The organism is Pseudomonas sp. LG1E9, from assembly GCF_003290225.1.
GTDB lineage: Bacteria > Pseudomonadota > Gammaproteobacteria > Pseudomonadales > Pseudomonadaceae > Aquipseudomonas > Aquipseudomonas cyclaminis.
The window spans coordinates 4987188-5010624 of record NZ_CP029983.1; the positions used below are offsets into that span (position 1 = coordinate 4987188).

The 23437-nt window shown below is 60.4% G+C and carries 28 protein-coding genes; 22 read left to right on the forward strand and 6 right to left on the reverse strand.

Translation table 11 applies throughout. The annotated features are described in order from the left end of the window. Window positions 1-44: 44 nt before the first annotated feature. Complete coding sequence (prmB, locus tag DNK50_RS22800) at window positions 45-953, reverse strand: 50S ribosomal protein L3 N(5)-glutamine methyltransferase (RefSeq protein WP_099586360.1); 909 nt, start codon at window positions 951-953, stop codon at window positions 45-47. A 239-nt stretch (window positions 954-1192) separates the two neighbouring features. Here prmB and DNK50_RS22805 point away from each other — a divergent pair, with 239 nt between their 5' ends. The 5 genes from DNK50_RS22805 to DNK50_RS22825 all read left to right on the forward strand — a co-directional run bounded on the left by DNK50_RS22805 (window position 1193) and on the right by DNK50_RS22825 (window position 3974). Beyond that, window positions 1193-1783 carry a cysteine hydrolase family protein gene (locus DNK50_RS22805; RefSeq protein WP_099586361.1) on the forward strand — a complete coding sequence of 197 codons (591 nt, stop codon included), beginning with the start codon at window positions 1193-1195 and terminating at the stop codon, window positions 1781-1783. A gap of 142 nt (window positions 1784-1925) precedes the next feature. Next, window positions 1926-2246, forward strand: a complete 321-nt coding sequence (locus DNK50_RS22810; RefSeq protein WP_099586362.1) for a hypothetical protein — start codon at window positions 1926-1928, stop codon at window positions 2244-2246. A 74-nt stretch (window positions 2247-2320) separates the two neighbouring features. After that, a complete protein-coding gene (locus tag DNK50_RS22815; RefSeq protein WP_032888029.1) occupies window positions 2321-2878 on the forward strand; it encodes a Smr/MutS family protein in 558 nt (185 codons plus the stop codon). A 77-nt stretch (window positions 2879-2955) separates the two neighbouring features. Continuing rightward, window positions 2956-3501 carry a GTP cyclohydrolase I FolE gene (gene folE, locus DNK50_RS22820; RefSeq protein ID WP_003442011.1) on the forward strand — a complete coding sequence of 182 codons (546 nt, stop codon included), beginning with the start codon at window positions 2956-2958 and terminating at the stop codon, window positions 3499-3501. Window positions 3502-3602: 101 nt separating this feature from the next. After that, window positions 3603-3974 (forward strand): glutathione S-transferase N-terminal domain-containing protein, encoded by a 372-nt coding sequence (locus DNK50_RS22825; protein ID WP_099586363.1) that lies wholly within the window; start codon window positions 3603-3605, stop codon window positions 3972-3974. A gap of 46 nt (window positions 3975-4020) precedes the next feature. Here the strand turns inward: DNK50_RS22825 and DNK50_RS22830 are convergent, their stop codons facing one another. Both DNK50_RS22830 and DNK50_RS22835 read right to left on the reverse strand, forming a co-directional pair. After that, window positions 4021-4623 carry a glutathione S-transferase family protein gene (locus tag DNK50_RS22830; RefSeq protein ID WP_112196340.1) on the reverse strand — a complete coding sequence of 201 codons (603 nt, stop codon included), beginning with the start codon at window positions 4621-4623 and terminating at the stop codon, window positions 4021-4023. A 10-nt stretch (window positions 4624-4633) separates the two neighbouring features. Beyond that, window positions 4634-5800, reverse strand: a complete 1167-nt coding sequence (locus tag DNK50_RS22835) for a PLP-dependent aminotransferase family protein (RefSeq protein WP_112196341.1) — start codon at window positions 5798-5800, stop codon at window positions 4634-4636. Window positions 5801-5882: 82 nt separating this feature from the next. On the opposite strand from DNK50_RS22835, the gene DNK50_RS22840 reads away from it, so the two are divergent. The 3 genes from DNK50_RS22840 (at window position 5883) to DNK50_RS22850 (ending at window position 8508) form a co-directional block, all read left to right on the forward strand. Next, window positions 5883-6317, forward strand: a complete 435-nt coding sequence (locus tag DNK50_RS22840; protein WP_099586399.1) for a MarR family winged helix-turn-helix transcriptional regulator — start codon at window positions 5883-5885, stop codon at window positions 6315-6317. Between the two features lie 187 nt (window positions 6318-6504). Continuing rightward, window positions 6505-7851, forward strand: a complete 1347-nt coding sequence (locus DNK50_RS22845) for an NCS2 family permease (protein WP_099586366.1) — start codon at window positions 6505-6507, stop codon at window positions 7849-7851. A gap of 15 nt (window positions 7852-7866) precedes the next feature. Next, window positions 7867-8508 carry a LysE family translocator gene (locus tag DNK50_RS22850; RefSeq protein WP_112196342.1) on the forward strand — a complete coding sequence of 214 codons (642 nt, stop codon included), beginning with the start codon at window positions 7867-7869 and terminating at the stop codon, window positions 8506-8508. A 325-nt stretch (window positions 8509-8833) separates the two neighbouring features. On the opposite strand, the gene uraH is transcribed toward DNK50_RS22850, so the two are convergent. Continuing rightward, a complete protein-coding gene (gene uraH / locus DNK50_RS22855; RefSeq protein WP_099586368.1) occupies window positions 8834-9187 on the reverse strand; it encodes a hydroxyisourate hydrolase in 354 nt (117 codons plus the stop codon). A 14-nt stretch (window positions 9188-9201) separates the two neighbouring features. Between uraH and DNK50_RS29315 the strand changes: the two genes are divergently transcribed. The 8 genes from DNK50_RS29315 (at window position 9202) to DNK50_RS22895 (ending at window position 16564) form a co-directional block, all read left to right on the forward strand. After that, on the forward strand, window positions 9202-9546 hold the full coding sequence (locus tag DNK50_RS29315; protein ID WP_256595361.1) for a hypothetical protein: 345 nt from the start codon (window positions 9202-9204) through the stop codon (window positions 9544-9546). 24 nt (window positions 9547-9570) lie between these two features. Continuing rightward, window positions 9571-10497, forward strand: coding sequence for an allantoinase PuuE (gene puuE, locus DNK50_RS22865; protein WP_032888005.1), 927 nt, complete (start codon window positions 9571-9573; stop codon window positions 10495-10497). Beyond that, window positions 10494-11009, forward strand: coding sequence for a 2-oxo-4-hydroxy-4-carboxy-5-ureidoimidazoline decarboxylase (gene uraD, locus DNK50_RS22870; RefSeq protein ID WP_099586370.1), 516 nt, complete (start codon window positions 10494-10496; stop codon window positions 11007-11009). The genes puuE and uraD overlap by 4 nt, the downstream gene beginning before the upstream one ends. A 41-nt stretch (window positions 11010-11050) precedes the next feature. Further along, window positions 11051-12046: an allantoicase gene (gene alc / locus DNK50_RS22875; protein ID WP_112196343.1), complete on the forward strand. Its 996-nt coding sequence runs from the start codon at window positions 11051-11053 to the stop codon at window positions 12044-12046. Between the two features lie 126 nt (window positions 12047-12172). Then, window positions 12173-12676 (forward strand): ureidoglycolate lyase, encoded by a 504-nt coding sequence (locus tag DNK50_RS22880; protein ID WP_099586372.1) that lies wholly within the window; start codon window positions 12173-12175, stop codon window positions 12674-12676. A gap of 51 nt (window positions 12677-12727) precedes the next feature. After that, window positions 12728-14023 carry a urate hydroxylase PuuD gene (locus DNK50_RS22885; RefSeq protein ID WP_112196344.1) on the forward strand — a complete coding sequence of 432 codons (1296 nt, stop codon included), beginning with the start codon at window positions 12728-12730 and terminating at the stop codon, window positions 14021-14023. Between the two features lie 175 nt (window positions 14024-14198). Continuing rightward, window positions 14199-15548 carry a nucleobase:cation symporter-2 family protein gene (locus tag DNK50_RS22890; RefSeq protein WP_112196345.1) on the forward strand — a complete coding sequence of 450 codons (1350 nt, stop codon included), beginning with the start codon at window positions 14199-14201 and terminating at the stop codon, window positions 15546-15548. A gap of 230 nt (window positions 15549-15778) precedes the next feature. Beyond that, the gene (locus tag DNK50_RS22895; protein WP_099586375.1) at window positions 15779-16564 is read left to right on the forward strand and encodes an outer membrane protein OmpK; all 786 of its coding nucleotides are present in this window, start codon (window positions 15779-15781) and stop codon (window positions 16562-16564) included. A 44-nt stretch (window positions 16565-16608) separates the two neighbouring features. On the opposite strand, the gene DNK50_RS22900 is transcribed toward DNK50_RS22895, so the two are convergent. Beyond that, window positions 16609-17739 carry a patatin-like phospholipase family protein gene (locus tag DNK50_RS22900; protein WP_099586376.1) on the reverse strand — a complete coding sequence of 377 codons (1131 nt, stop codon included), beginning with the start codon at window positions 17737-17739 and terminating at the stop codon, window positions 16609-16611. 31 nt (window positions 17740-17770) lie between these two features. Next, entirely contained in the window at window positions 17771-18706 is a 936-nt protein-coding gene (locus DNK50_RS22905; protein ID WP_112196346.1) for a lipid A biosynthesis lauroyl acyltransferase, read from the reverse strand. A 119-nt stretch (window positions 18707-18825) separates the two neighbouring features. Between DNK50_RS22905 and minC the strand changes: the two genes are divergently transcribed. From minC to DNK50_RS28975, 6 genes are all read left to right on the forward strand, one after another. Further along, the gene (gene minC, locus DNK50_RS22910; protein ID WP_099586400.1) at window positions 18826-19563 is read left to right on the forward strand and encodes a septum site-determining protein MinC; all 738 of its coding nucleotides are present in this window, start codon (window positions 18826-18828) and stop codon (window positions 19561-19563) included. Between the two features lie 200 nt (window positions 19564-19763). Then, the gene (minD, locus tag DNK50_RS22915; protein WP_092486440.1) at window positions 19764-20576 is read left to right on the forward strand and encodes a septum site-determining protein MinD; all 813 of its coding nucleotides are present in this window, start codon (window positions 19764-19766) and stop codon (window positions 20574-20576) included. 3 nt (window positions 20577-20579) lie between these two features. Next, entirely contained in the window at window positions 20580-20834 is a 255-nt protein-coding gene (gene minE, locus DNK50_RS22920; RefSeq protein ID WP_003175252.1) for a cell division topological specificity factor MinE, read from the forward strand. 96 nt (window positions 20835-20930) lie between these two features. After that, window positions 20931-21566 carry an RluA family pseudouridine synthase gene (locus DNK50_RS22925; RefSeq protein WP_057721392.1) on the forward strand — a complete coding sequence of 212 codons (636 nt, stop codon included), beginning with the start codon at window positions 20931-20933 and terminating at the stop codon, window positions 21564-21566. Between the two features lie 250 nt (window positions 21567-21816). Next, window positions 21817-23106: a M18 family aminopeptidase gene (locus DNK50_RS22930; RefSeq protein WP_099586379.1), complete on the forward strand. Its 1290-nt coding sequence runs from the start codon at window positions 21817-21819 to the stop codon at window positions 23104-23106. Window positions 23107-23253: 147 nt separating this feature from the next. Beyond that, the gene (locus DNK50_RS28975) at window positions 23254-23430 is read left to right on the forward strand and encodes a hypothetical protein (RefSeq protein WP_010208820.1); all 177 of its coding nucleotides are present in this window, start codon (window positions 23254-23256) and stop codon (window positions 23428-23430) included. Window positions 23431-23437 lie beyond the last annotated feature (7 nt).

Here is a 23437-nt window from a genome sequence, read left to right on the forward strand (position 1 = left end):
GTGGGAGGGGGCAAGCCCCTCCCACACTCACCGTGTTTCTTCAGTCAGATCCTGGCGGCGAAGACTGCCTGATGTTCCCGGCACTGCTCGGCCGTGAGCATGAATACACCATGCCCACCGCGCTGGAATTCCAGCCAGGCAAAGTCCACTTCCGGGTACAGCGCCTCGACGTGAACCTGGCTATTGCCCACTTCAACGATCAGCAAACCCTTTTCGGTCAGGTGATCCGCCGCTTCGGCGAGCATCCGGCGCACCAGGTTCAAGCCGTCGTCGCCACAGGCAAGGCCCAGTTCCGGTTCGTGCTGGTATTCGTCCGGCATGTCGGCGAAGTCTTCGGCGTCCACATACGGAGGATTTGACACGATCAGGTCGAAACGCTGGCCCGGCAGGCCGTCGAAGCCATCACCCTGCACGGTGTAGACGCGCTCGTCAGCGCCATGGCGCTCGATGTTCTGGTTGGCCACTTCCAATGCTTCGAAGGACAAATCGCCCAGCACCACTTCGGCGTCCTGGAACTCGTAGGCACAGGCAATGCCGATGCAACCGGAACCGGTGCACAGGTCGAGAATGCGCGCCGGGGGTTGGGCCAGCCACGGTTCGAAGCGGTTTTCGATCAGTTCGCCAATGGGGGAGCGCGGGATCAACACACGCTCGTCGACGATAAACGACATGCCGCAGAACCACGCCTCGCCCAACAGGTAGGCGGTCGGTACACGCTCATGGATACGGCGGTGAAGCAGGCGCTGCACATGGGAGATTTCCTCTTCTTCCAGGTTGCAGTCCAGGTAGCTATCAGCAATTTCCCAGGGCAGGTTCACGGCGCCGAGCACCAATTGCCGGGCTTCGTCCCAGGCATTGTCGGTGCCATGGCCGAAAAACAGGTCTTCCCCATGGAAACGGCTGACAGCCCAACGGATGTGGTCGCGCAAGGTGCGCAGGCGGGAAGTGATCACGGGGGCAGACTCCTGGAAAAAACGACTGGCGATTCTAACAGCCTTCACCTGCACCGACGATCCACGAAAACCTGGCACCGCACGTCGGATTTTGTCCAAATCGCCATCATTCGGTTAAATACGCGACCCTCTTGACAGAGCTGCACGCCAGCAACGGCGTACCTTACGATAGTAGCGATTCACAGAACCGCTCAGCCAGTGGACAATGTCGCAAAAGCCCCCCTCACAGGAGCCCCAGAATGTCCGTTCCAAAGACGATGTTTCAACTCAGCGGTCGCGGTTACGCAGCAGCCAACCTGAATCATGCGACCCTCGTGATCATCGACGCCCAGAAGGAATACCTCAGCGGTCCACTCGCTCTCTCGGGCATGGACGCGGCGGTTGACCATATCAAGCAGTTGGTTGATGCGGCCCGCAACGCTGGCCGTCCGATCGTGCATGTGCGCCACCTGGGTACCGTCGGTGGCCTGTTCGACCCGCAGGGCGAACGCGGTGAGTTCATTCCCGGCCTTGAGCCTGCAGGTGACGAAACCATTATCGGCAAGCTGCTGCCCAGCGCCTTCCACGGCACCGGCCTGGAAAAACACCTGCAAGACCTCGGCTCCCTGGACCTGATCGTCTGCGGTTTCATGAGCCATTCCAGCGTCAGCACCACGGTGCGCGCCGCCAAGAACCTGGGCTTTCGCTGCACCCTCGTGGAAGACGCCTGCGCCACACGCGATCTGCCTTACAAGGGCGGCGTCCTGAGTGCCGACCATGTACAGCAGACCGAAATGGCCATCATGGCTGACAACTTCGCCACCCTTGCGCTGACCAAAGATCTGATCTGATCGTCCTTCTGATGAGCGGCGCGGCACTGTTTATTGCCCCGCTCATCCGCTAAGCCCTCTCATTTGGCGCATTTACCTCGGGTACAGGAACAACCTGTGTATCTTCCGGTCGAAGGGCCGATACCCTGGAGGAAAGGTCGGAATGAAGATATCCGATGGTTTTGACGCTCGTCGCTTGCGCCCCAAGGGCCCGAGCAACTGGCGTCTGCGCCTGGTGGCGTGCATTGCCGCGCTGCTGGCGATGGTTGGTTTATTGTTGGCCGGTGCTGGTGGCGCCGGTTTGTTTGGCCATTCGCCGGCCCTTGGCGAACTGAATGCCAGCCCCGGTGGCTCTGCTCTTCTGCTGGGCATCGGCCTGCTGGTGTTGTGGTTGGGCGTGTGGTTGTGGCGTCGTAGCCGTCGCAAAATGCGTCAGCCGTTGTCACTGAATATCGCTGCGCACCTGATGAAAAAACACGACTGATGGCGCTTGGATAGCGTTTCCTGCGCCCGGCTGCCGCGAATTAGGTAAACTGCCCGCCCTTCGCGGAGGCCGACATGCAAGACGACGATTTTTCCCTGTTCAAAAACGAGCTGCGCGGCGTCAAGCCGATCAAGCACGACCGCGCCGACACCGGCAAACCCAAGGCTGACCGGGCGCAAATCGCCAAACTGCGCCAGGCCGCGACCGTGCGCACCGACGCCACCACGGTGGATGGCCTGTCAGACCAGTTCGTCATCGACGTAGGCCCCGAAGACGAACTGATGTGGGCCCGAGATGGCGTGCAGGAAAGCCAGATGCGCAAGCTCAAGGTCGGCCAGATCCCCTTCGAAGGCAGCCTCGACCTGCACGGCATGACCGTGGAGAAAGCCCGGGAAACCCTGTGGGCCTTTCTCGCCGAAGCGACCAAATTCGAAATCCGCTGCGTGCGCGTCACCCACGGTAAGGCCGTGCGGCTGGACGGCAAGCGGCCGATGATCAAAAGTCACGTCAACACCTGGCTGCGCCAGCATGCCCAGGTGCTCGGTTTTACCTCCTGCCAGGCCCGCCACGGCGGCGCGGGGGCGGTGTATGTGATGCTCAAGCGCACCATGATGGAAGGGCGCGACGAGTAACAAGGCCATCGTCAGGCTTGCAGCGATGTGTCCGCCACCGTAACCTTGCGCTTTGCGATAATCCCACAGGTAGTTTCATGTCCCTGGAACAGAATTATACGGCGATCCTCGGCCAACTCGGCGAGGACGTTTCCCGCGAGGGCCTGCTCGACACGCCAAAGCGTGCCGCCAAGGCGATGCAGTACCTCTGCCGCGGCTATGAGCAGACACTCGAAGAAGTCACCAACGGTGCCTTGTTCAGCTCCGACAACAGCGAAATGGTGCTGGTCAAGGACATCGAGTTGTACTCGCTGTGCGAACACCACCTGCTGCCGTTTATCGGCAAGGCCCACGTCGCGTATATCCCGAGCGGCAAAGTGCTGGGCCTGTCGAAGGTCGCGCGGATTGTCGACATGTATGCGCGCCGCCTGCAGATCCAGGAAAACCTCAGCCGCCAGATCGCCGATGCCGTGATGCAAGTGACCGGCGCCCTGGGCGTGGCCGTAGTGATCGAGGCCAAGCACATGTGCATGATGATGCGCGGTGTGGAGAAACAGAATTCGTCGATGATCACTTCGGTGATGCTCGGTGAGTTCCGCGAAAACGCGGCCACCCGCAGCGAATTCCTCAGCCTGATCAAGTAACCGGCCGAGCAGGAAAAAACCGGCGTTCATCGCCGGTTTTTTTTCGCCCGCAGAAATCAGGTAAGCTGCGCCCCCTCAGTTATGGGCAAGAGGTATCAGCCATGTTCGTCAAAGCACTTCGAGTGGGCCTCGGCCACGTCATCATCGCGGGCGACTTCCTGACCCGCCCACGTAAAAAGCAGCGCCCTGCCGAGCAACAGGCCAAGGTGAACGAGGCGGCCAAGGCGTTGACCTTGTATCAATTCCACGCCTGCCCGTTCTGCGTGAAAACCCGCCGCACCCTGCACCGTCTGAATGTGCCGGTGGCGTTGAAGGACGCGAAGAACAACGAGCAGGACCGCCAGACCCTGCTGGAGCAAGGTGGCAAGATCAAGGTGCCGTGCCTGCGTATCGAAGAGAATGGCCAGACCACGTGGATGTACGACTCCAAGGTCATCATCGATTACCTGGACAAGCGCTTCGCCGCGATCTGAATGTGGAAGGGGGCAAGCCCCCTCCCCTATTTTTTGACCGCGGTGATCAGTCGAGCATGGCCACATGCTTGGGATGGCTCGCCACGCGCTGCAACCAGGCTTGCACGGCCGGGTACGGCGCTAAATCAAAACCACCTTCGTGGGCCACATGGGTGTAGGCATACAGCGCGATGTCGGCAATCGAATACCGCTCGCCCACCAGGTACGGCGTGGTTTGCAACTGGCGCTCCATCACCCTCAATGCCTTGTAACCGCCCTTGTGGGTGGTCTTGTATTCCTCAAGGCGATCCTCGGGCATGTTCAGGTAAAACTGAATAAACCGCGCGACCGCGATATACGGCTCGTGGCTGTATTGCTCGAAGAACTGCCACTGCAACACTTGCGTGCGCAAACGCGGCTCGGTCGGCAGGAACTCGCTGCCATCGGCCAGGAAGTTGAGAATCGCGTTTGACTCCCACAGGCACGTGCCGTCTTCCAGTTCCAGCACCGGGATTTTGCCATTGGGGTTCTTGGCCAGGAACTCGGGAGTTTCGGTGCCGCCTTTGAGAATGTCGACATCCACCCACTGGTACTGGATACCCAGCAGGTTGAGCATCAATTTGATCTTGTAGCAGTTGCCCGACTTGTAATCGCCATAAACCTTGTACATGGGGCTCCCCTTATGCCGCTTGCGCGTGCTGTGCGTGACGGACCACCGCGGCCAGACGCTTGAGACCTTCGTCCAGGCGGGCCGGGTCGATATGGCTGAAATTGAGGCGCAACGAGCCCAGATGTTGGTCCGGCTCGGCAAAGAACGGTTCACCGGGCATGAACGCGACGTTCTGCTCCAGCGCTTGGGCCAATAAGGTGCGGGTGTCCAGCGGCTGTTTCAAGGTCAGCCAGAAGAATAATCCGCCCTGGGGCACTTGCCAGTCGGCCAGCTCGCCGAAATGACGCTCAAGCGCGACCTGGAATGCATCGCGGCGCTGGCGGTAAAAACGGCGCAGTTCCACCAGGTGTTGCTGGTATTTTTCGCTGCCAATCCATTGCATCGCCTGCCATTGGCCGACACGGTTGGTGTGCAGGTCCGCCGATTGCTTGAGCTTGAGCAGGTGCGGGAACAGGTCCGGGCTGGCGATCAGGTAACCCACGCGCAGGCCAGGTAACAAGGTCTTGGACACGGTACCGGTGTAGATCCAGCTGGCCTTTTTCAAGCGACCGGCGATGGGTTTGGCGCTGCCGCCATCAAAAGTAAGCTCGCGGTAGGGTTCGTCTTCGATCAGCGTCACGCCGAACTCATCAAGCAAGGCTGCGACGGCCTCACGCTTGGCCTCGCTGTAGCGCACCGCCGACGGATTCTGGAACGTGGGAATCAGATAGATGAACGCCGGGCGATGGCGTTCGAGGTTGGCGCGCAGCGCGGCGAGGTTCGGTCCATCGGCTTCCAGCTGGACCGTGAGGCACTCGGCACCGAACAGTTGGAAAATCTGCAAGGCCGCCAGGTAGGTCGGGCCTTCCAGCAGGATCTGCGTGCCTTTGTCGATATACAACTTGGCCGCCAAATCCAGGGTCTGCTGGGAACCGCTGACCACCAACACCTGGCTGGCCTCGCACGGCAAGCCCAGTGCCCGCGCCTCGGCGGCAAGCAATTCACGCAATTGCGGCTCGCCTTCGCTCATGCCGTATTGGCCAATGTTCAGCGGCATTTCATCCCAGTTCAGCGCAGGCAGCATGGCTTCGGCCGGCAGGCCTCCGGCGAAGGACATCACCTCGGGACGCTGGGCCGCCGCGAGGATTTCACGGATCAAGGAGCTTTTGAGGCGCGTAACACGTTCAGAGAAGGCCATGGAGGTCACCGCTAGCGAAGGCTGTGGGAAATACGTCAAACTGGTTGACCGAAATTACGACAGCTTGAGTGGATACGTCAACATGCTTGACCTTAAAAACCAAAGCAGCCAGCAACAGGCCATGGAAGCGTTCTTCTTCGGCTACCAGGCGTTTACCGCCAAGGCTGACGAGATGCTTGAACGCCGAGGCCTGAGTCGGGTGCACCAGCGCATCGTGTTTTTTATCGCGCGTTACCCGGCGCTGAGCGTTAAGGAGTTGCTGGAGTTGCTCGGGGTCAGCAAGCAGGCGCTGAACATGCCGCTGCGCCAATTGCAGGAAATGCATCTGGTGGACAGCGTGGCGTCCGAAGCCGACAAGCGCAAACGCCTGCTGCAACTGACCGAAGAAGGCCTGCGTTTCGAGCAGTCGCTGCGCCGTGAACAGGTGAAGCTGTTGCAGCGCGCGTTCAGTGAAGCCGGGGAAGAAGCAGTGATGGGCTGGCTGGCGGTCAACCAGGCACTGAGTGCCGGGAATTAGCCTTTCATCCCCTTTCGCACAGTTAATCGAAAACATTATTTGCTTTCTTTGTATACAAAAGCATAATTCGCTTCGTGCGAGTTCCTGACCTATTGGTCAACAAAACCCGCCAGTACCTCAAAGCGCTGTTGCCCACTCATGTGACCGGCGCTGGAAATAACAATAAAACTCTTGAGGAGTACTCGCTGTGGATAGCCGCAAATCCGAAGCACCAACGCTGGATCTCTCCCCCTCGCAGGGTGGCTGGCTGGAACGCCTGTTCAAACTGCGCCTGCATGGCACCACAGTGAAGACCGAGCTGATCGCCGGCCTCACCACCTTTATCACCATGGCCTACATCATCTTCGTCAATCCCAACATCATGGCCGATGCCGGCATCGATCACGGCGCGGCGTTCGTCGCCACCTGCATCGCCGCCGCGCTGGGTTGCCTATTGATGGGCCTGTACGCCAACTGGCCGGTTGGCCTGGCGCCGGGCATGGGTCTGAATGCGTTTTTCACCTACACCGTGGTCGGCACCATGGGCTACCACTGGGAAACCGCGCTGGGTGCGGTGTTCATTTCCGGAGTGCTGTTCATGGGCCTCACGCTGTCGCGGGTGCGTGAATGGTTGCTCAACAGCATTCCGGTAAGCCTGCGCCATGCCATGGGCGCGGGGGTCGGTTTGTTCCTCGGGGTGATTGGCCTGAAAACCGCCGGCATCATCGTCGACAGCCCGGCCACGCTGATCAAACTCGGCTCACTGCATGAACCGGCACCCCTGCTGGCGGCGATCTGCTTTCTGCTGATTGCGATCCTCAGCTACCACCGTGTGTTCGGCGCGATCCTCATCAGCATCATCGCTGTGACGCTGGCCGGTTGGGGCCTGGGCCTGGTGCACTACAACGGCATCCTCTCCACGCCGCCGAGCCTGGCGCCGACCTGGATGGCGATGGACGTAAAAGGTGTATTCAATATCAGCATGATCAGCGTGGTATTTGCGTTTCTTTTTGTGCACATGTTCGATACCGCCGGTACACTCATGGGCGTTGCACAGCGCGCCGGGTTGGTGAATGCCGATGGCAAGATCGATAACCTGTCCCGCGCGTTGAAGGCCGACAGTGCTTCCAGCGTGTTTGGCGCCATGGTCGGCGTGCCGCCGGTGACCAGCTACGTGGAAAGCGCCGCCGGTGTTGCTGCAGGTGGTCGCACCGGCCTTACCGCCGTGACCGTGGGCATTCTGTTTGTGGCGGCGATGTTTTTTGCCCCGCTGGCCGGCATGATTCCGGCCTACGCCACCGCCGGCGCGTTGATCTACGTGGCGATGCTGATGATGGCAAGCATGGCCCACATCAATTGGGATGAGGCCACCGACAGCATTCCGGCGATCGTCACGGCGATCATGATGCCGTTGACCTTCTCGGTCGCCGACGGCATCGCGCTGGGTTTTATCACCTACGTGGCGCTCAAGGCCGGCACCGGCAAGTACCGCGAGATTTCCGTGAGCCTGTGGGTGCTGTGCGTGATCTTTATCGCCAAGTTCGTCTTTCTATAACAAAAGGAGCAAGCAATGAGTCTGGAAACCTGGCTGCTGTTCAGCGGCGCTGCACTGGTGGTGATCCTGATCCCGGGGCCGCTGTCGTTGCTGATGATCAGCAACAGCCTGAACTACGGACTGCGCCGCTCGTACCCGGCGTTTCTCGGCGGGGTGATCGCCTCGATCTGCCTGCTGAGCGCGTCGGCCCTGGGCCTGGGCGCATTGCTGCTCGCTTCCGAACAACTGTTCAGCGCGCTGAAAATCGTCGGCGCGTTGTACCTGTTCTACCTCGCCTGGCAAAGCTGGCAACAGTCGCGGCAACCAGCCCAGGGTGCAACCGTGCCGCAGGCTGCGCCAGTGCCACGCTTTCGCGCACTGTTCGGCCGCGCCTTTGTGCTGGGCGCCAGCAACCCGAAAGACATCCTGTTTTTTGCCGCGTTCCTGCCGCAGTTTCTCAGCACTGAGCAGGCGTTCCTGCCGCAATTGCTGATCATGATCGCCACCTGGGCCGCCCTCGACCTGCTGTGCAAGTTGGCGTACGGCCTGGGTGCCCACGGCGCTGCACGGTATCTGCGCAGCGGTGCCGGCCAGAGCTGGTTCAACCGCGTCAGCGCCGCACTGTTTTCAGGCGCTGGCGTCTTGTCGCTGATCCACGTCAGGACCGGCTCACTTTGACGAAATAGACGCTCGCAGGGACCGTGCCCGTAGTAGGCCATTGAATGCCTGCCACAATCCGAACCAGGCGATTGTGCTCCATCGCCTGCTTGACCTGCGCAAGTGGTGCCAACGTTGGATGACTGCTGGGCCGTGAATTGGTTGACGTTGATCGACAACGAAGGCCACGTCATAAGCCGCAACGCGCGGTATCTTCTTCAAGGAAAACACCCGCCTATGCAGCGCAAACGCCCATGAGGCGCTAGATAGTTAAACGAAAAAAAGCCCGCAGTGTGCGCGGGCGAAACCAACGAAGAGCTTTGGGGGTGTGAAGCGAGGTGACGACTCAGCTACCGCGATAGGTGGAGTAGCTGTAAGGCGAAATCAGCAGGGGCACGTGGTAGTGATCCTGTTCGGCACTGATGCCGAAACGCAGTACGACGACATCAAGGAAGGCCGGCTCCGGCAATTGCACGCCACGGGCACGGTAGTAATCGCCGGCGCTGAATTGCAGCTGGTACACGCCGCTGCGGTAGGCGTCGCCTTGCAGCAGCGGTGCGTCGCAACGGCCGTCGCTGTTGGTCAGGGCGCTGGCGACCAACTCCAGCTGTGCGCCTTCGACGCGGTACAGTTCAATCTGGATGGCGCTGCCGGGGCAGCCGTGGGCGGCGTCCAGTACGTGTGTGGTCAGTCGTCCCATGGAACGGGGCTCCCTTGAGTGGAGTGAAGATAGGCCGCACCTTTGCAGGGCATGCAAAAGCCGGCGATGGGCTGATTAAGACACCTTTAATAAAAATTGTACACAATAAAAATCACAAAAATTTGCTGACGGTTGCAATGGAAGATTCTTGCGCAAGATTCTCAGTAAGCCTTGCTTTTAAACGACCTTTCATCCTTTTATTGACCCATCAGGCAAGTTTCTTGCAGTACAAGCCCGTGGCAACCGTCTGGAAAAAATGCAGAAATACAGGCTTACAAAGTGACTATCAAGTTGTATACAATCAGTCCATCGCTGTGACGCCACCCAGTCTTTTCACTGCCCGGCCGCCACATGACTGACCACGAACAAGAAGGAAGACTGCAGTGAGCGCTGACTACCCACGCGACCTGATCGGTTACGGCAGTAACCCTCCTCACCCCCACTGGCCGGGCAAGGCACGCATCGCGCTGTCTTTCGTACTCAATTACGAAGAAGGCGGTGAGCGCAATATCTTGCACGGCGACAAAGAGTCCGAAGCCTTCCTCTCGGAAATGGTCTCGGCCCAACCGCTGCAAGGCGCGCGCAACATGAGCATGGAGTCGCTGTACGAATACGGCAGCCGTGCCGGCGTGTGGCGCATCCTCAAGCTGTTCAAAGAATTTGATATCCCGCTGACCATCTTCGCCGTGGCCATGGCCGCCCAGCGCCACCCGGACGTGATCCGCGCCATGGTCGAGGCCGGCCATGAGATCTGCAGTCACGGCTACCGCTGGATCGACTATCAGTACATGGACGAGGCCCAGGAGCGCGAGCACATGCTCGAAGCCATCCGCATCCTCACTGAACTGACCGGCGAACGCCCACTGGGCTGGTACACCGGTCGCACCGGCCCCAATACGCGCCGACTGGTGATGGAAGAAGGCGGTTTCCTGTACGACTGCGACACCTACGACGACGACCTGCCCTACTGGGAACCGAACAACCCCACCGGCAAGCCGCACCTGGTCATTCCCTACACCCTGGACACCAACGACATGCGCTTCACCCAGGTGCAGGGTTTCAACAAGGGCGATGACTTTTTCGAGTACTTGAAGGATGCGTTCGACGTGCTGTACGCCGAGGGTGCCGAGGCACCGAAGATGTTGTCCATCGGCCTGCATTGCCGCTTGATCGGCCGCCCGGCGCGCCTGGCTGCGTTGAAGCGCTTTATCGAATACGCCAAGGGCCATGAACACGTGTGGTTCACCCGCCGCGTCGATATTGCCCGCCACTGGCATGAAACCCACCCGTACACGGGAGCGGCCAAATGACTGCGTTCCAGACCCTGAAGCCATCGGCCCTGAGCCGCGATGAGTTTGTCGCCGCCTTCGCCGATATCTACGAACACTCGCCATGGGTGGCCGAAAGGGCCTACGACCTGGGCCAGGACCCGTCGATCGACCAGATCGAAGCCCTGCACCAGCGCATGAGCGACATCCTGTTGAGCGCTGATCACGCCTCGCAACTGGCGCTGATCAATGCTCACCCGGACCTGGCCGGCAAAGCTGCCGTCCAGGGCCAACTGACCCAAGCCAGCACCGATGAGCAAGCTGGCGCGGGGATTCACCAATGCACGGCCGAAGAGTTCTCGCGCTTCACCGAGCTGAACGATGCCTATAAGGCCAAGTTCAAGTTTCCCTTCATCATGGCGGTAAAAGGCAGCAACCGGCATCAGATCCTGGCCGCGTTCGAGACGCGCATTCACAACTCGGCAGACGCCGAATTCAAATGCGCCCTGGCCGAGATCAACAAGATCGCGTTGTTCCGTTTATTGACCCTCTAAACGACCATCCCCAGCCACTCTATCCAAGGCAGACAAGAAGAATGAAAGCTTACGCCGTACCTTTCGAAAAGTTCGTCAACCTGGCCGACGCCCGCCTGGGCACCAAGATCATCTCGGTCACCGATGACTGGTTCGCTGACGCCAACCGCCTGTTCCAGCCGACCCCGGCCGTGTGGAAGGAGGGCGTTTTCGATGACAACGGCAAGTGGATGGACGGCTGGGAGTCGCGCCGCAAGCGCTTCGAAGGCTACGACAGCGCCGTGATCCGCCTGGGTGTGCCCGGTTCGATCAAGGGCGTGGACATCGACACTTCATTCTTCACCGGCAACTTCCCGCCGTCGGCCTCCCTGGAAGCCTGCTTCCTGGCCTCGGGCGAGCCGGATGACAACACCCAGTGGACCGAAGTGCTGTCGGCCGTAGAGCTGCAAGGCAACAGCCACCACTATCACGAAATCAGCAACGACCAGGCGTTCAGCCACCTGCGTTTCAACATCTACCCGGATGGCGGCGTCGCACGTCTGCGGGTGTACGGGGTGCCGTTCCGCGACTGGTCTTCGGTGGGCGACAACGAACAGGTCGACCTGGCTGCCGCACTGAACGGCGGTCGTGCCCTGGCGTGCTCCGATGAACACTTCGGCCGCATGAGCAACATCCTCAACCCAGGCCGTGGCATCAACATGGGCGACGGCTGGGAAACCGCCCGTCGTCGTACACCGGGCAATGACTGGGTGATCGTCGCGTTGGGCCACCCAGGCGAGATCGAGAAAATCATCGTCGACACCCTGCACTTCAAGGGCAACTACCCGGACACCTGCTCGATCCAGGGCGCTTTCGTCAAAGGCGGCACCGACAGCCAGATCGAAACCCAATCGCTGTTCTGGCGCGAACTGCTGCCGGCGCAGAAGCTGGAAATGCACGCTGAACACAGCTTCGCCGAGCAGATCAAGGCGCTGGGGCCGATTACCCACATCCGCCTGAACGTGTTCCCGGATGGCGGTGTGAGCCGCCTGCGTGTTCTGGGCAAAGTGTCGAAATAAGCGGTGATGCCATCGCAGGCAAGCCAGCTCCCACATTTGAATGTATTCGCAAATCAAAATGTGGGAGCGGGCTTGCCCGCGATAGCAATAGACCAAACAACACAGCATTTGGATAAGAAGACAGCCATGCGCACACTGATGATCGAACCCCTGACCAAAGAAGCCTTCGCCCCTTTCGGAGACGTTATCGAAACCGACGGCAGCGATCACTTCATGATCAACAACGGGTCGACCATGCGCTTTCACAAACTGGCCACGGTCGAAACCGCGAAGCCGGAAGACCACGCCATCATCAGCATCTTCCGCGCCGATGCGCAGGACATGCCGCTGACCGTGTGCATGCTGGAGAGACACCCGCTGGGCAGCCAGGCTTTCATACCGCTGCTCGGCAACCCCTTTCTGATCGTGGTCGCGCCACTTGGCGATGCACCTGTATCGGGCTTGGTCCGCGCCTTCGTTACCAACGGCAGGCAGGGCATTAATTACCATCGCGGCGTCTGGCACCACCCGGTGCTGACGATCGAAAAGCGGGATGACTTCCTGGTGGTTGATCGCAGTGGCACAGGCAATAACTGCGATGAGCATTTTTTCAAAGAGGATGAGCGGTTGATCCTCGCCCCCCACCAATAAGAGAAGGCCGGATCACCCGACAACAAGGGTGACAGGCGAGAGGTAAAGACTGTGGAAGCACATCTGTTGGAATGGCTGAACCTTAGCGTGCGCTGGGTTCACATGATCACTGGCGTCGCGTGGATCGGCGCTTCTTTCTACTTTGTCTGGCTGGAAAACAACCTCAATCGCGTCAACCCCAAGAGCGGCCTGGCCGGTGACTTGTGGGCGATCCACGGTGGCGGTATCTACCACCTGGAAAAATACAAACTGGCCCCGCCAACCATGCCGGACAACCTGCACTGGTTCAAATGGGAAGCCTATTTCACCTGGATGTCGGGCGTCGCGCTGCTGTGCGTGGTGTTCTACCTCAATCCGACGCTGTACCTGCTCGCCCCCGGCAGCAGCCTAAGCGGCACCGAAGGCGTGTTGCTGGGCATCGGCTCACTGTTCGCCGGCTGGTTCATCTACTCCTTCCTCTGCGACTCGGCCTTGGGCAAACGCCCTGCCCTGCTCGGGTTCATTCTGTTTGTGCTGTTGATTGCGGCAGCCTACGGCTTCAGCAAAGTGTTCAGCGGCCGTGGCGCCTACCTGCACGTCGGTGCGGTGATCGGCACCATCATGGTGGGCAACGTGTTCCGCATTATCATGCCGGCGCAGCGCGCCCTGGTGGCGGCCATCGCCGAGAACCGCACGCCGGACCCGGCCCTGCCGGCCAAGGGCTTGCTGCGTTCACGCCACAACAACTACTTCACCTTGCCGGTGCTGTTCATCATGATCAGCAACCACTTCCCGAGCACCTACGGCAGCCAATACAACTGGCTGATCCTGGCCGGTATCGCGGTGGCGGCAGTGTTGGTACGGCACTACTTCAATACTCGGCATAACAGCCAGAAGTACGCATGGACCTTGCCGGTGGGCGCGTTGGCGATGATCAGCCTGGCGTACGTCACCGGGCCAAAACCGGCCGAACCGATTGCCAAGGCTCCGGCGGCCATCGAGTACCAGCCATTGCCTGAAACGGCGTTGGGCGGTGGTTTGAAACCCGCCGCACCCGCAGCTCCCGCCGCCGAACCGGCACCGGCACCGGCACCGGCACAAGCCTCTACGGACTTCGGCCAGGTGCACAGCGTGATCGAGCAACGCTGCACCGTGTGCCACTCGGCCAAGCCGACCAGCCCACTGTTCAGCACCGCGCCGGCCGGCGTGATGTTTGATACGCCAGCGCAGATCCAGCAGCAAGCGGCACGCATTCAAGCGCAGGCCGTAGCGAGCCAGATCATGCCGCTGGGCAACATCACCCAGATGACCCAGCAGGAGCGCGATTTGATCGGCACCTGGATCAACCAGGGGGCCCATACCAACTAATAGCCTGTGCAAATCCAATATGGGAGGGGGCTTGCCCCCGATGGCGGCGTGTCATTCAAAACATCAGTGACTGAACAACTGCAATCGGGGGCAAGCCCCCTCCCACATTTGGCCCTACTGCGTTTTGAAGATTGCGTTCCACACAACACAACAATAAAAAGATCCGAGGTGTTGCATGACCGAGTTAGTCGAACCGCAGATTCCTGCCGCGCCTGCCATGGAGCGGCTGCCCCTCTTGCAACTGATTCTGGTAGGCCTGCAACACGTCTTGCTGATGTACGGCGGCGCGGTCGCCGTGCCCCTCATCATTGGCCAGGCCGCCGGCCTGAGCCGTGAAGAAATCGCGTTCCTGATCAATGCCGACCTGCTCGTCGCCGGCATCGCCACCATGGTCCAGTCGTTCGGCATCGGCCCGGTGGGCATCCGCATGCCGGTGATGATGGGCGCCAGTTTCGCCGCCGTCGGCAGCATGGTTGCCATGGCCGGCATGCCGGGTATCGGCCTGCAGGGGATCTTCGGCGCGACCATCGCCGCCGGGTTCTTCGGCATGATCATCGCGCCGTTCATGTCCAAGGTGGTGCGCTTCTTTCCGCCGTTGGTCACCGGCACCGTGATTACCGCCATCGGCCTGTCGCTGTTCCCCGTGGCCGTGAACTGGGCCGGCGGCGGCAGCGCGGCAGCCACCTTCGGCTCGCCGATTTACCTGGCGATTGCGGCGCTGGTACTGGGCACCATCTTGTTGATCAACCGCTTCATGCGCGGTTTCTGGGTGAACATTTCGGTGTTGATCGGCATGGGCCTGGGCTACGGTCTGTGCGGCGTCATCGGCATGGTCGACCTCAGCGGCCTGGCCCAGGCGCCATGGGTGCAGGTGGTGACACCGCTGCACTTCGGCATGCCCACGTTCGAGTTGGCGCCTATCCTGTCGATGTGCCTGGTGGTGGTGATTATCTTCGTGGAATCCACCGGGATGTTCCTCGCCCTGGGCAAGATCACCGGCCAGGAAGTGTCGCCCAGGATGCTGCGTCGCGGTTTGCTGTGTGATGCCGGTGCGTCGTTCTTCGCCGGCTTTTTCAACACCTTCACCCACTCCTCGTTTGCACAGAACATCGGCCTGGTGCAGATGACCGGCGTGCGCTGCCGCTCGGTGACGATCATGGCGGGCGCGTTCCTGATTGTGCTCAGCCTGCTGCCCAAGGCCGCGTACCTGGTGGCGTCGATTCCACCGGCAGTACTCGGCGGGGCGGCGATTGCGATGTTCGGCATGGTCGCGGCCACCGGCATCAAGATCCTCCAGGAGGCGGATATCGCCGACCGTCGCAACCAGTTGCTGGTGGCCGTCAGCATCGGCATGGGCCTGATCCCCGTGGTGCGCCCGGAGTTCTTCGCGCAACTGCCATTGTGGATGAGCCCGATAACCCACAGTGGCATCGCCATGGCCACCCTCAGCGCCTTGTCGCTGAATATCCTGTTCAACATCCTCGGCGGTTCAGAACGCCCCGCCGTCGACCCCGCCCACACCTGACAAGTGCTCCATTGTTGTCCTGTGCGCGCTGTAACGGCGCACTTGAGCCAAGACGTGAGAGCCAGTATTCTCCGCGCCCGCTTGAATTGACGGTTGTTTAGCGCCTTGGCGCGGCTCTTGCTATGACCATAAAGCTGACCATTCAGACCACTTTCAGCGATCCAAAAGGCGCCGCACTAGAGCGCCTGCGTAGAAGAAAAACCACAAAATCTTAACTCGGGAGCAACCGAATGAAACCTATGTTCAAAGGCCTGATGCTGGCAGGATCCCTGCTGGCGGGTGGCCAGGCCGTGGCCGGTGACTTGTTGCAGTGGCAGAACAACAGCCTGACGTACCTGTGGGGCAAGAGCTTTACCGTCAACCCGCAGATCCAGCAAACCGTCACGTTCGAACACGCCGATGCGTGGAAGTACGGCGACAATTTTGTATTCGTCGACCGCATCTTCTACAACGGCAAGGAAGACGGCAACGTCGGCCCAAGCACCTACTACGGCGAGATCAGCCCACGGTTGTCATTCGGCAAGATCCTCGACAAAGACCTGTCCTTCGGCCCGATCAAGGATGTGCTGCTGGCCTTCACTTACGAGTTCGGCGAAGGCGATAACGAATCGTACCTGCTCGGCCCGGCGTTCGATTTGAACATCCCTGGTTTCGACTACTTCCAGCTGAACTTCTACCAGCGCCAGACCGAAGGCAATCGCCCGGGTGATGGCGTTTGGCAGATCACCCCGGTGTGGTCGTACACCCTGCCGGTGGGCAACTCCGACATCCTGATCGATGGCTTTATGGATTGGGTGGTGGACAACGACAAGAACGCCCGTGGCACCTACCACGCCAACCTGCACTTCAACCCACAGGTTAAATACGACCTGGGCAAGGCGCTGCATTGGGGCGACAAGCAATTGTATGTAGGTTTTGAATACGACTACTGGAAGAACAAGTACGGGATCGAAGATTCTGGGGCGTTCAAGACGACTCAGGACACAGCGAGCTTCCTGGTCAAGTATCACTTCTAACCGACACTAAAAAATTAGTGGGGGGGGCTTGCCCCCTCCCACATTTAGATTGATTCAAGTCCCAGGAACCGGCTGATTTCTTCGCGCTTGGCCAGCGCATCTTTCCTACCCAACTCAATCAACTCGCTGCAATACCCCGCCTCGAACAGCAGGTAACTCAACACCCCTGCCCCGCTCGTCTTGGTCGCCCCCGGCCCCCTCAGAAACAGACGCAACGCCGCCGGCAATTCCTGGCGATGCCGCGCCGCAATTTCATCGATCGGCTGGCTCGGCGCAATCACCAGCACCTCTACCGCCGCCAACCCAGGCGCGGCATGACTGAACTGATTCAAGCGCTCCAGCAACTCGATGTCGCTTTCCAGGCTGTCAATGAACGTACTGTTGAGCATATGCCCGCCGATCTGCGCCAGGGTCGGTTCCTGGCCGGTGAAGCTGCGCTGCACCGCCGGTTCATTGCCCCGTGGGTTGCCGCTGACGCCCACCACCAGCACGCGGCTGGCGCCCAGATGCAGGGCCGGGCTGATCGGTGCTGATTGGCGCACTGCGCCGTCGCCGAAATACTCCTGGTCGAGTTTCACCGGGGCAAACAATAACGGGATCGCCGAACTGGCCAGCAAGTGCTCTACCGTGAGCGCGGTGGGTACGCCAATGCGGCGGTGACGCAGCCAGGCATTGATGGTGCCGCCGCCCTGATAGAAGGTCACCGCTTGCCCGGACTCATAGCCGAACGCCGTGACCGCAACCGCATGCAGATGTTTGTTCCGGATCGCCTCGTCGATACCTGCCAGATGCAGCTTGTCCTGCAGCAGATCACGCAGTGGCGAACTGTTGAGCAGCGCTACCGGAAATTGCCGCCCCAGACCCAGCAGGCTGTGGATCAGGAAGCGACTCGCCTGACGGATCACACCGGGCCAATCGCTGCGCAATACCAGATGGCTGCGAAAGCCCTGCCAGAATGCTGTAAGGCGCTGGACGGCTGCCGTGAAATCCATCGCCCCACTGGCCAGGCTCACCGCATTGATCGCCCCCGCCGACGTGCCGACGATCACCGGAAACGGGTTGGGTGCCCCCGGTGGCAGCAATTCGGCAATCGCCGCCAACACCCCCACCTGATACGCCGCTCGCGCCCCGCCGCCGGAAAGAATCAAGCCTGTTACCGGTTCAGCTGGGCGCATCGCATCACTCCGTGTCGGGGAAAAATCTGTCTTATCGGCGGCGTTTTTCGTACAGCTTGGGTTCGCCCGGTGGCCGGCTCTTGAAGCGGCGATGGGTCCACAGGTATTGCTCGGGGCATTCGCGTACAGAGGCTTCGACCCACTGGTTGATGCGCAGACAGTCCACCTCATCGCTTTCGCCAGGGAAGTCGGTCAACGGCGGGTGGATCACCAGGCGGTAACCGCTGCCATCCGCCAGGCGTTCCTGGGTGAACGGCACCACCAGCGCCTTGCCCAGACGGGCGAACTTGCTGGTGGCGGTGACGGTGGCGGCCTGGATGCCGAACAGCGGCACGAAGATGCTTTGCTTGGCGCCGTAGTCCTGGTCCGGTGCGTACCAGATGGCGCGGCCGGCGCGCAGCAGCTTGAGCATGCCGCGCACGTCTTCGCGCTCAATGGCCAGGGAATCGAGGTTGTGGCGCTCGCGGCCACGGCGCTGGATAAAGTCGAACAGCGGGTTGCCGTGCTCGCGGTACATCCCATCGATGGTGTGCTTCTGGCCCAACAGTGCCGCGCCGATTTCCAGGGTGGTGAAGTGCAGGGCCATGAGGATCACGCCCTTGCCATCCAACTGGGCCTGCTTTAGGTGTTCAAGGCCCTCGACGTGGGCCAGGCGCGACAGACGCTGGCGCGACCACCACCAGCTCATGGCCATCTCAAAGAAGGCGATGCCGGTGGAGGCAAAGTTTTCCTTGAGCAACTGCTTACGCTCTTCGGCGGTTTTTTCCGGGAAGCACAGTTCCAGGTTTCGTGCGGCGATGCGGCGACGTTCGCCAGCCACACGGTACATGCCCGCACCCAACAACCGACCAATGGCCAGCAGGGCGCGGTACGGCAATTGGGTGACCAGCCACAGCAGGCCGAGCCCAAGCCATAACAGCCAGAAACGCGGGTGAAAAAATGCAGCTCGAAAACGCGGGCGATCCATTACAGATTCCGGTAAAGACAGGGCCGCGCATTCTACAACGGTTCGACCCGGCTTGCGGCCAGTGGATGTTCTCGTTATAAGTCTCGACACTTTTCGTGACAAGCCGCTTTATGCCGACCATGAGCCAAACCGAACCGCTAGACCAAGATCCCGTGTTCCAGCTGAAAGGCAGCATGCTCGCCATCACCGTGCTGGAACTCGCCCGCAACGACCTCGACGCCCTGGACCGCCAGCTCGCCGCCAAGGTCGCCCTGGCGCCCAATTTCTTCAACAACGCCCCGCTGGTGCTGGCCCTGGACAAACTGCCTGCCGGCCAGGGCGCGGTCGATCTGCCCGGCCTGATGCGCGTGTGCCGCTCCCACGGCCTGCGGACGCTGGCCATTCGTGCCAGCCGTATCGAAGACATTGCCGCAGCCATCGCCATTGAACTGCCAGTACTGCCACCGTCCGGCGCACGCGAGCGTCCGCTCGAACCATTGGTCGGTGAAGAGAAGAAAAAACCGGAAAAACCACCGGAGCCGACGATCAAGCCTACAAAGATCATCACCTCGCCCGTACGCGGTGGGCAGCAAATTTACGCAGAGGGAAGCGACCTGGTAGTGATCTCCTCGGTCAGTCCCGGCGCGGAACTTCTGGCTGATGGCAATATCCATGTATACGGCCCGATGCGCGGACGTGCCCTCGCCGGCATCAAGGGCGATACCAAGGCCCGTATTTTTTGCCAGCAATTGACCGCTGAGCTAGTGTCCATCGCGGGTCGGTACAAGGTTTCCGAAGATTTGCGCCGTGATCCGCTGTGGGGGGCCGGGGTGCAGGTCAGCCTTTCGGGCGACGTGTTGAACATCATCCGTCTTTAACGGATACTGCCGCATTTTCCAAGCATCTCTAGACTCTGATAGCACAGCGAAACCGGCAAGACTTGCGTAGGAATAATTGGAAGTTGGCGTTTCCCCATGGAAACCACATCTTTTTCCTACAATGGCTGTCCGCCTGCGGCGAGTTCCAAGAGATGTTTTTCAGGGACTGAAAAGTCCTTTTTCCTTAGGGGTGAAACACCTTGGCCAAGATTCTCGTGGTTACATCCGGCAAGGGTGGTGTGGGTAAGACCACCACCAGCGCCGCTATCGGTACCGGTCTCGCTCTGCGCGGCCACAAGACAGTGATCGTCGACTTCGACGTCGGTTTGCGTAACCTCGACCTGATCATGGGCTGCGAACGCCGCGTGGTGTATGACTTCGTCAACGTGGTGAACGGCGAAGCCAACCTGCAACAGGCCCTGATCAAGGACAAGCGCCTTGAGAACCTGTACGTGCTGGCCGCCAGCCAGACCCGTGACAAAGATGCGTTGACCAAGGAAGGCGTAGGCAAAGTCCTCGCTGAACTGAAGGAAACCTTCGAATACGTGGTGTGCGACTCCCCGGCCGGTATTGAAACCGGTGCTCACCTGGCGATGTACTTCGCCGATGAAGCGATCGTGGTGACCAACCCGGAAGTGTCCTCCGTGCGTGACTCGGACCGCATGCTCGGCTTGCTGGCCAGCAAGTCCCAACGCGCCGAAAAAGGCGAAGACCCGATCAAGGAGCACCTGCTGCTCACCCGTTACAACCCTGAGCGCGTCAGCAATGGCGAAATGCTTGGCGTTGAAGACGTCAAGGACATCCTCGCGGTCACCCTGCTGGGCGTGATCCCGGAATCCCAAGCAGTCCTGAAGGCTTCCAACCAGGGCGTGCCGGTGATTCTTGACGACCAGAGCGACGCCGGCCAGGCGTACAGCGATGCGGTTGATCGCTTGCTGGGCAAGTCCGTGGAACATCGCTTCCTCGATGTAAAGAAGAAGGGATTCTTCGAGCGTATCTTTGGAGGCAACTAAACAATGAAATTTCTCGACTTCTTTCGCGCCAACAAAAAGCCAAGCACCGCGTCGGTCGCGAAAGAGCGTCTACAGATCATCGTGGCGCACGAACGCGGCCAACGCAGCACCCCGGACTACCTGCCCGCCTTGCAGAAGGAACTGGTCGAGGTGATCCGCAAGTACGTCAATATCGGCAACGATGACGTGCATGTCGCTCTGGAAAATGACGGCAGTTGCTCGATTCTGGAACTCAATATCACCCTGCCTGATCGTTGATCGAACAGGCGGCCGCCACGGCGGCTCGATCACCTTGATCCCCTTGCGGGAACCGGGTGGTCGAGCCGCCGTTGGCGTTTGTTGCGAGGCTGTTTAATGCCGCTGTCCAATATCCATATCCTGCATCAGGACGACGCTGTCCTGGTGGTGAACAAGCCGACCCTGCTGCTCTCGGTGCCTGGCCGCGCCGACGACAACAAGGATTGCCTGATCACCCGCCTGCAGGAAAACGGCTACCCCGAAGCCCGCATCGTCCATCGACTGGACTGGGAAACCTCGGGGATCATCCTGCTGGCCCGGGACGCCGATAGCCATCGCGAACTGTCCCGTCAGTTTCACGACCGCGAAACCGAAAAAGCCTACACCGCGTTGGCCTGGGGTCAGCCGGAACTGGACAGCGGCAGCATCGACCTGCCCCTGCGCTACGACCCACCGACCAAGCCCCGCCATGTGGTGGACCATGAGTTCGGCAAGCATGCGCTGACCTTCTGGAAAGTGCTGGAGCGCTGTGGGGACTGGTGCCGCGTGGAGCTGACGCCGATCACCGGGCGCTCGCATCAGCTGCGTGTGCATATGCTGTCCATTGGGCACCCGTTGCTCGGTGATGGCTTGTACGCACATGAACAGGCACTGGCTGCCTGGCCGCGCCTGTGTCTGCACGCGAGCATGCTGAGCTTCACGCACCCGCAAAGCGGTGAGCGCTTGCGCTTTGAGTGCCCTGCCCCCTTTTAAGCTGTGAACACAGTCAAATGTGGGAGGGGACTTGCCCCCGATTGCGGTGTAGCAGCTGCCGAGCGCAAGCGAGGCTGCGTTGGGAGCCCCGCAGATCGTGGGGTGTCAATACGTCCGCTACGCAGCCTCGCTTGCGCTCGGCAGCTGCTACGGATTACCGCTATCGGGGGGCAAGCCCCCTCCCACATTTGTTCTGTGCACTTCTGGCCATCGGACGGTAAACTCCGCGCACTGCTGTCTGGAGCTATTTATGCGCGAAGCGTTGAATCAAGGCCTGATCGACTTCCTCAAGGCCTCCCCTACTCCTTTTCATGCCACTGCCGCCCTGGCCCAGCGCCTGGAAGCGGCCGGTTACCAGCGTCTCGACGAGCGCGAAACCTGGACCACCGAAGCCAACGGTCGCTATTACGTGACCCGCAATGACTCCTCGATCATCGCCTTCAAGCTCGGCCGCCACTCGCCGCTGCAGGGCGGGATTCGCCTGGTCGGCGCCCATACCGACAGCCCGTGCCTGCGGGTCAAGCCCCAGCCCGAGCTGCAACGCCAGGGTTTCTGGCAATTAGGTGTGGAAGTCTACGGTGGCGCCTTGCTGGCCCCGTGGTTCGACCGTGACCTGTCCCTGGCCGGCCGCGTGACGTTCCGCCGCGACGGCAAGGTCGAAAGCCAGCTGATCGACTTCAAACTGCCCATCGCCATCATCCCCAACCTGGCTATTCACCTGAACCGTGAAGCCAACCAGGGCTGGGCGATCAATGCCCAGACCGAACTGCCGCCGATCCTCGCGCAATTTGCCGGTGACGAGCGCGTGGACTTCCGTGCCGTGCTCACCGAGCAACTGGCACGCGAGCATGGGTTGAACGCCGACGTGGTGCTCGACTACGAGCTGAGCTTCTACGATACCCAGAGTGCGGCCGTGATTGGCCTTAATGGCGACTTTATCGCCGGCGCGCGCCTGGACAACCTGCTGTCCTGCTACGCCGGCCTGCAAGCCTTGCTCACCAGCGAAAGCGACGAAACCTGCGTGCTGGTGTGCAACGACCACGAAGAAGTCGGCTCCTGCTCGGCCTGCGGCGCCGATGGCCCGATGCTGGAACAGACCCTGCGCCGCCTGTTGCCCGAAGGTGATGAGTTCGTACGCACCATTCAGAAATCTCTGTTGGTGTCTGCGGACAACGCCCACGGCGTGCACCCGAACTACGCCGACAAGCACGACGCCAACCACGGTCCCAAGCTCAACGCCGGCCCGGTGATCAAGGTCAACAGCAACCAGCGCTACGCCACCAACAGCGAAACCGCCGGGTTCTTCCGCCATCTGTGCATGGCCGAGGAAGTGCCGGTACAGAGCTTTGTCGTGCGCAGCGACATGGGTTGCGGCTCGACCATCGGCCCGATCACCGCCAGCCACCTGGGCGTGCGCACCGTGGACATCGGCCTGCCGACGTTTGCCATGCATTCCATTCGTGAACTGTGCGGCAGCCATGACCTGGCGCATCTGGTGAAGGTGTTGGGCGCGTTCTACGCCAGCCACGACTTGCCCTGATCCAAAGGCTGAATACAGTCAAAAATGTGGGAGGGGGCTTGCCCCCTCCCACATTTGGTTTTGCGTACACCTGATCTATATCACCTGCACTTCCCGCAATCCGACCTAGACTTGTCAGTATTCCCACTCCGACAAGGCCGTCGCCCCATGATCTCCATGTCTTCCTTCCACGCCATGCTTATCCCTATCCTGATCGGCATGATCATGCTCGCGGTCGGCTTCAATTTTCGCGACAAACCCCTCGGCGTGTTCGGCATGTGGATCGGTATGCTGCTGATCCTGGGCACTGTGGTGTACAAGATCCTCGCCAAACTGGCCGAATGACCCGTGC

What these genes read in the sequence shown, in the direction of transcription:
- DNK50_RS22880 (WP_099586372.1), top strand. Translation starts at nt 12,173, where the DNA reads ATGCGCACACTGATGATCGAACCCCTGACCAAAGAAGCCTTCGCCCCT.
- uraH (WP_099586368.1), bottom strand. Translation starts at nt 9,187, where the DNA reads ATGGGACGACTGACCACACACGTACTGGACGCCGCCCACGGCTGCCCC.
- DNK50_RS22825 (WP_099586363.1), top strand. Translation starts at nt 3,603, where the DNA reads ATGTTCGTCAAAGCACTTCGAGTGGGCCTCGGCCACGTCATCATCGCG.
- DNK50_RS22830 (WP_112196340.1), bottom strand. Translation starts at nt 4,623, where the DNA reads ATGTACAAGGTTTATGGCGATTACAAGTCGGGCAACTGCTACAAGATC.
- DNK50_RS28975 (WP_010208820.1), top strand. Translation starts at nt 23,254, where the DNA reads ATGATCTCCATGTCTTCCTTCCACGCCATGCTTATCCCTATCCTGATC.
- uraD (WP_099586370.1), top strand. Translation starts at nt 10,494, where the DNA reads ATGACTGCGTTCCAGACCCTGAAGCCATCGGCCCTGAGCCGCGATGAG.
- minC (WP_099586400.1), top strand. Translation starts at nt 18,826, where the DNA reads ATGAGCCAAACCGAACCGCTAGACCAAGATCCCGTGTTCCAGCTGAAA.
- DNK50_RS22835 (WP_112196341.1), bottom strand. Translation starts at nt 5,800, where the DNA reads ATGGCCTTCTCTGAACGTGTTACGCGCCTCAAAAGCTCCTTGATCCGT.
- alc (WP_112196343.1), top strand. Translation starts at nt 11,051, where the DNA reads ATGAAAGCTTACGCCGTACCTTTCGAAAAGTTCGTCAACCTGGCCGAC.
- DNK50_RS22895 (WP_099586375.1), top strand. Translation starts at nt 15,779, where the DNA reads ATGAAACCTATGTTCAAAGGCCTGATGCTGGCAGGATCCCTGCTGGCG.
- DNK50_RS22890 (WP_112196345.1), top strand. Translation starts at nt 14,199, where the DNA reads ATGACCGAGTTAGTCGAACCGCAGATTCCTGCCGCGCCTGCCATGGAG.
- DNK50_RS22810 (WP_099586362.1), top strand. Translation starts at nt 1,926, where the DNA reads ATGAAGATATCCGATGGTTTTGACGCTCGTCGCTTGCGCCCCAAGGGC.
- folE (WP_003442011.1), top strand. Translation starts at nt 2,956, where the DNA reads ATGTCCCTGGAACAGAATTATACGGCGATCCTCGGCCAACTCGGCGAG.
- DNK50_RS22900 (WP_099586376.1), bottom strand. Translation starts at nt 17,739, where the DNA reads ATGCGCCCAGCTGAACCGGTAACAGGCTTGATTCTTTCCGGCGGCGGG.
- minE (WP_003175252.1), top strand. Translation starts at nt 20,580, where the DNA reads ATGAAATTTCTCGACTTCTTTCGCGCCAACAAAAAGCCAAGCACCGCG.
- DNK50_RS22840 (WP_099586399.1), top strand. Translation starts at nt 5,883, where the DNA reads ATGCTTGACCTTAAAAACCAAAGCAGCCAGCAACAGGCCATGGAAGCG.
- DNK50_RS22815 (WP_032888029.1), top strand. Translation starts at nt 2,321, where the DNA reads ATGCAAGACGACGATTTTTCCCTGTTCAAAAACGAGCTGCGCGGCGTC.
- DNK50_RS22805 (WP_099586361.1), top strand. Translation starts at nt 1,193, where the DNA reads ATGTCCGTTCCAAAGACGATGTTTCAACTCAGCGGTCGCGGTTACGCA.
- DNK50_RS22850 (WP_112196342.1), top strand. Translation starts at nt 7,867, where the DNA reads ATGAGTCTGGAAACCTGGCTGCTGTTCAGCGGCGCTGCACTGGTGGTG.
- DNK50_RS22925 (WP_057721392.1), top strand. Translation starts at nt 20,931, where the DNA reads ATGCCGCTGTCCAATATCCATATCCTGCATCAGGACGACGCTGTCCTG.
- DNK50_RS22905 (WP_112196346.1), bottom strand. Translation starts at nt 18,706, where the DNA reads ATGGATCGCCCGCGTTTTCGAGCTGCATTTTTTCACCCGCGTTTCTGG.
- DNK50_RS22930 (WP_099586379.1), top strand. Translation starts at nt 21,817, where the DNA reads ATGCGCGAAGCGTTGAATCAAGGCCTGATCGACTTCCTCAAGGCCTCC.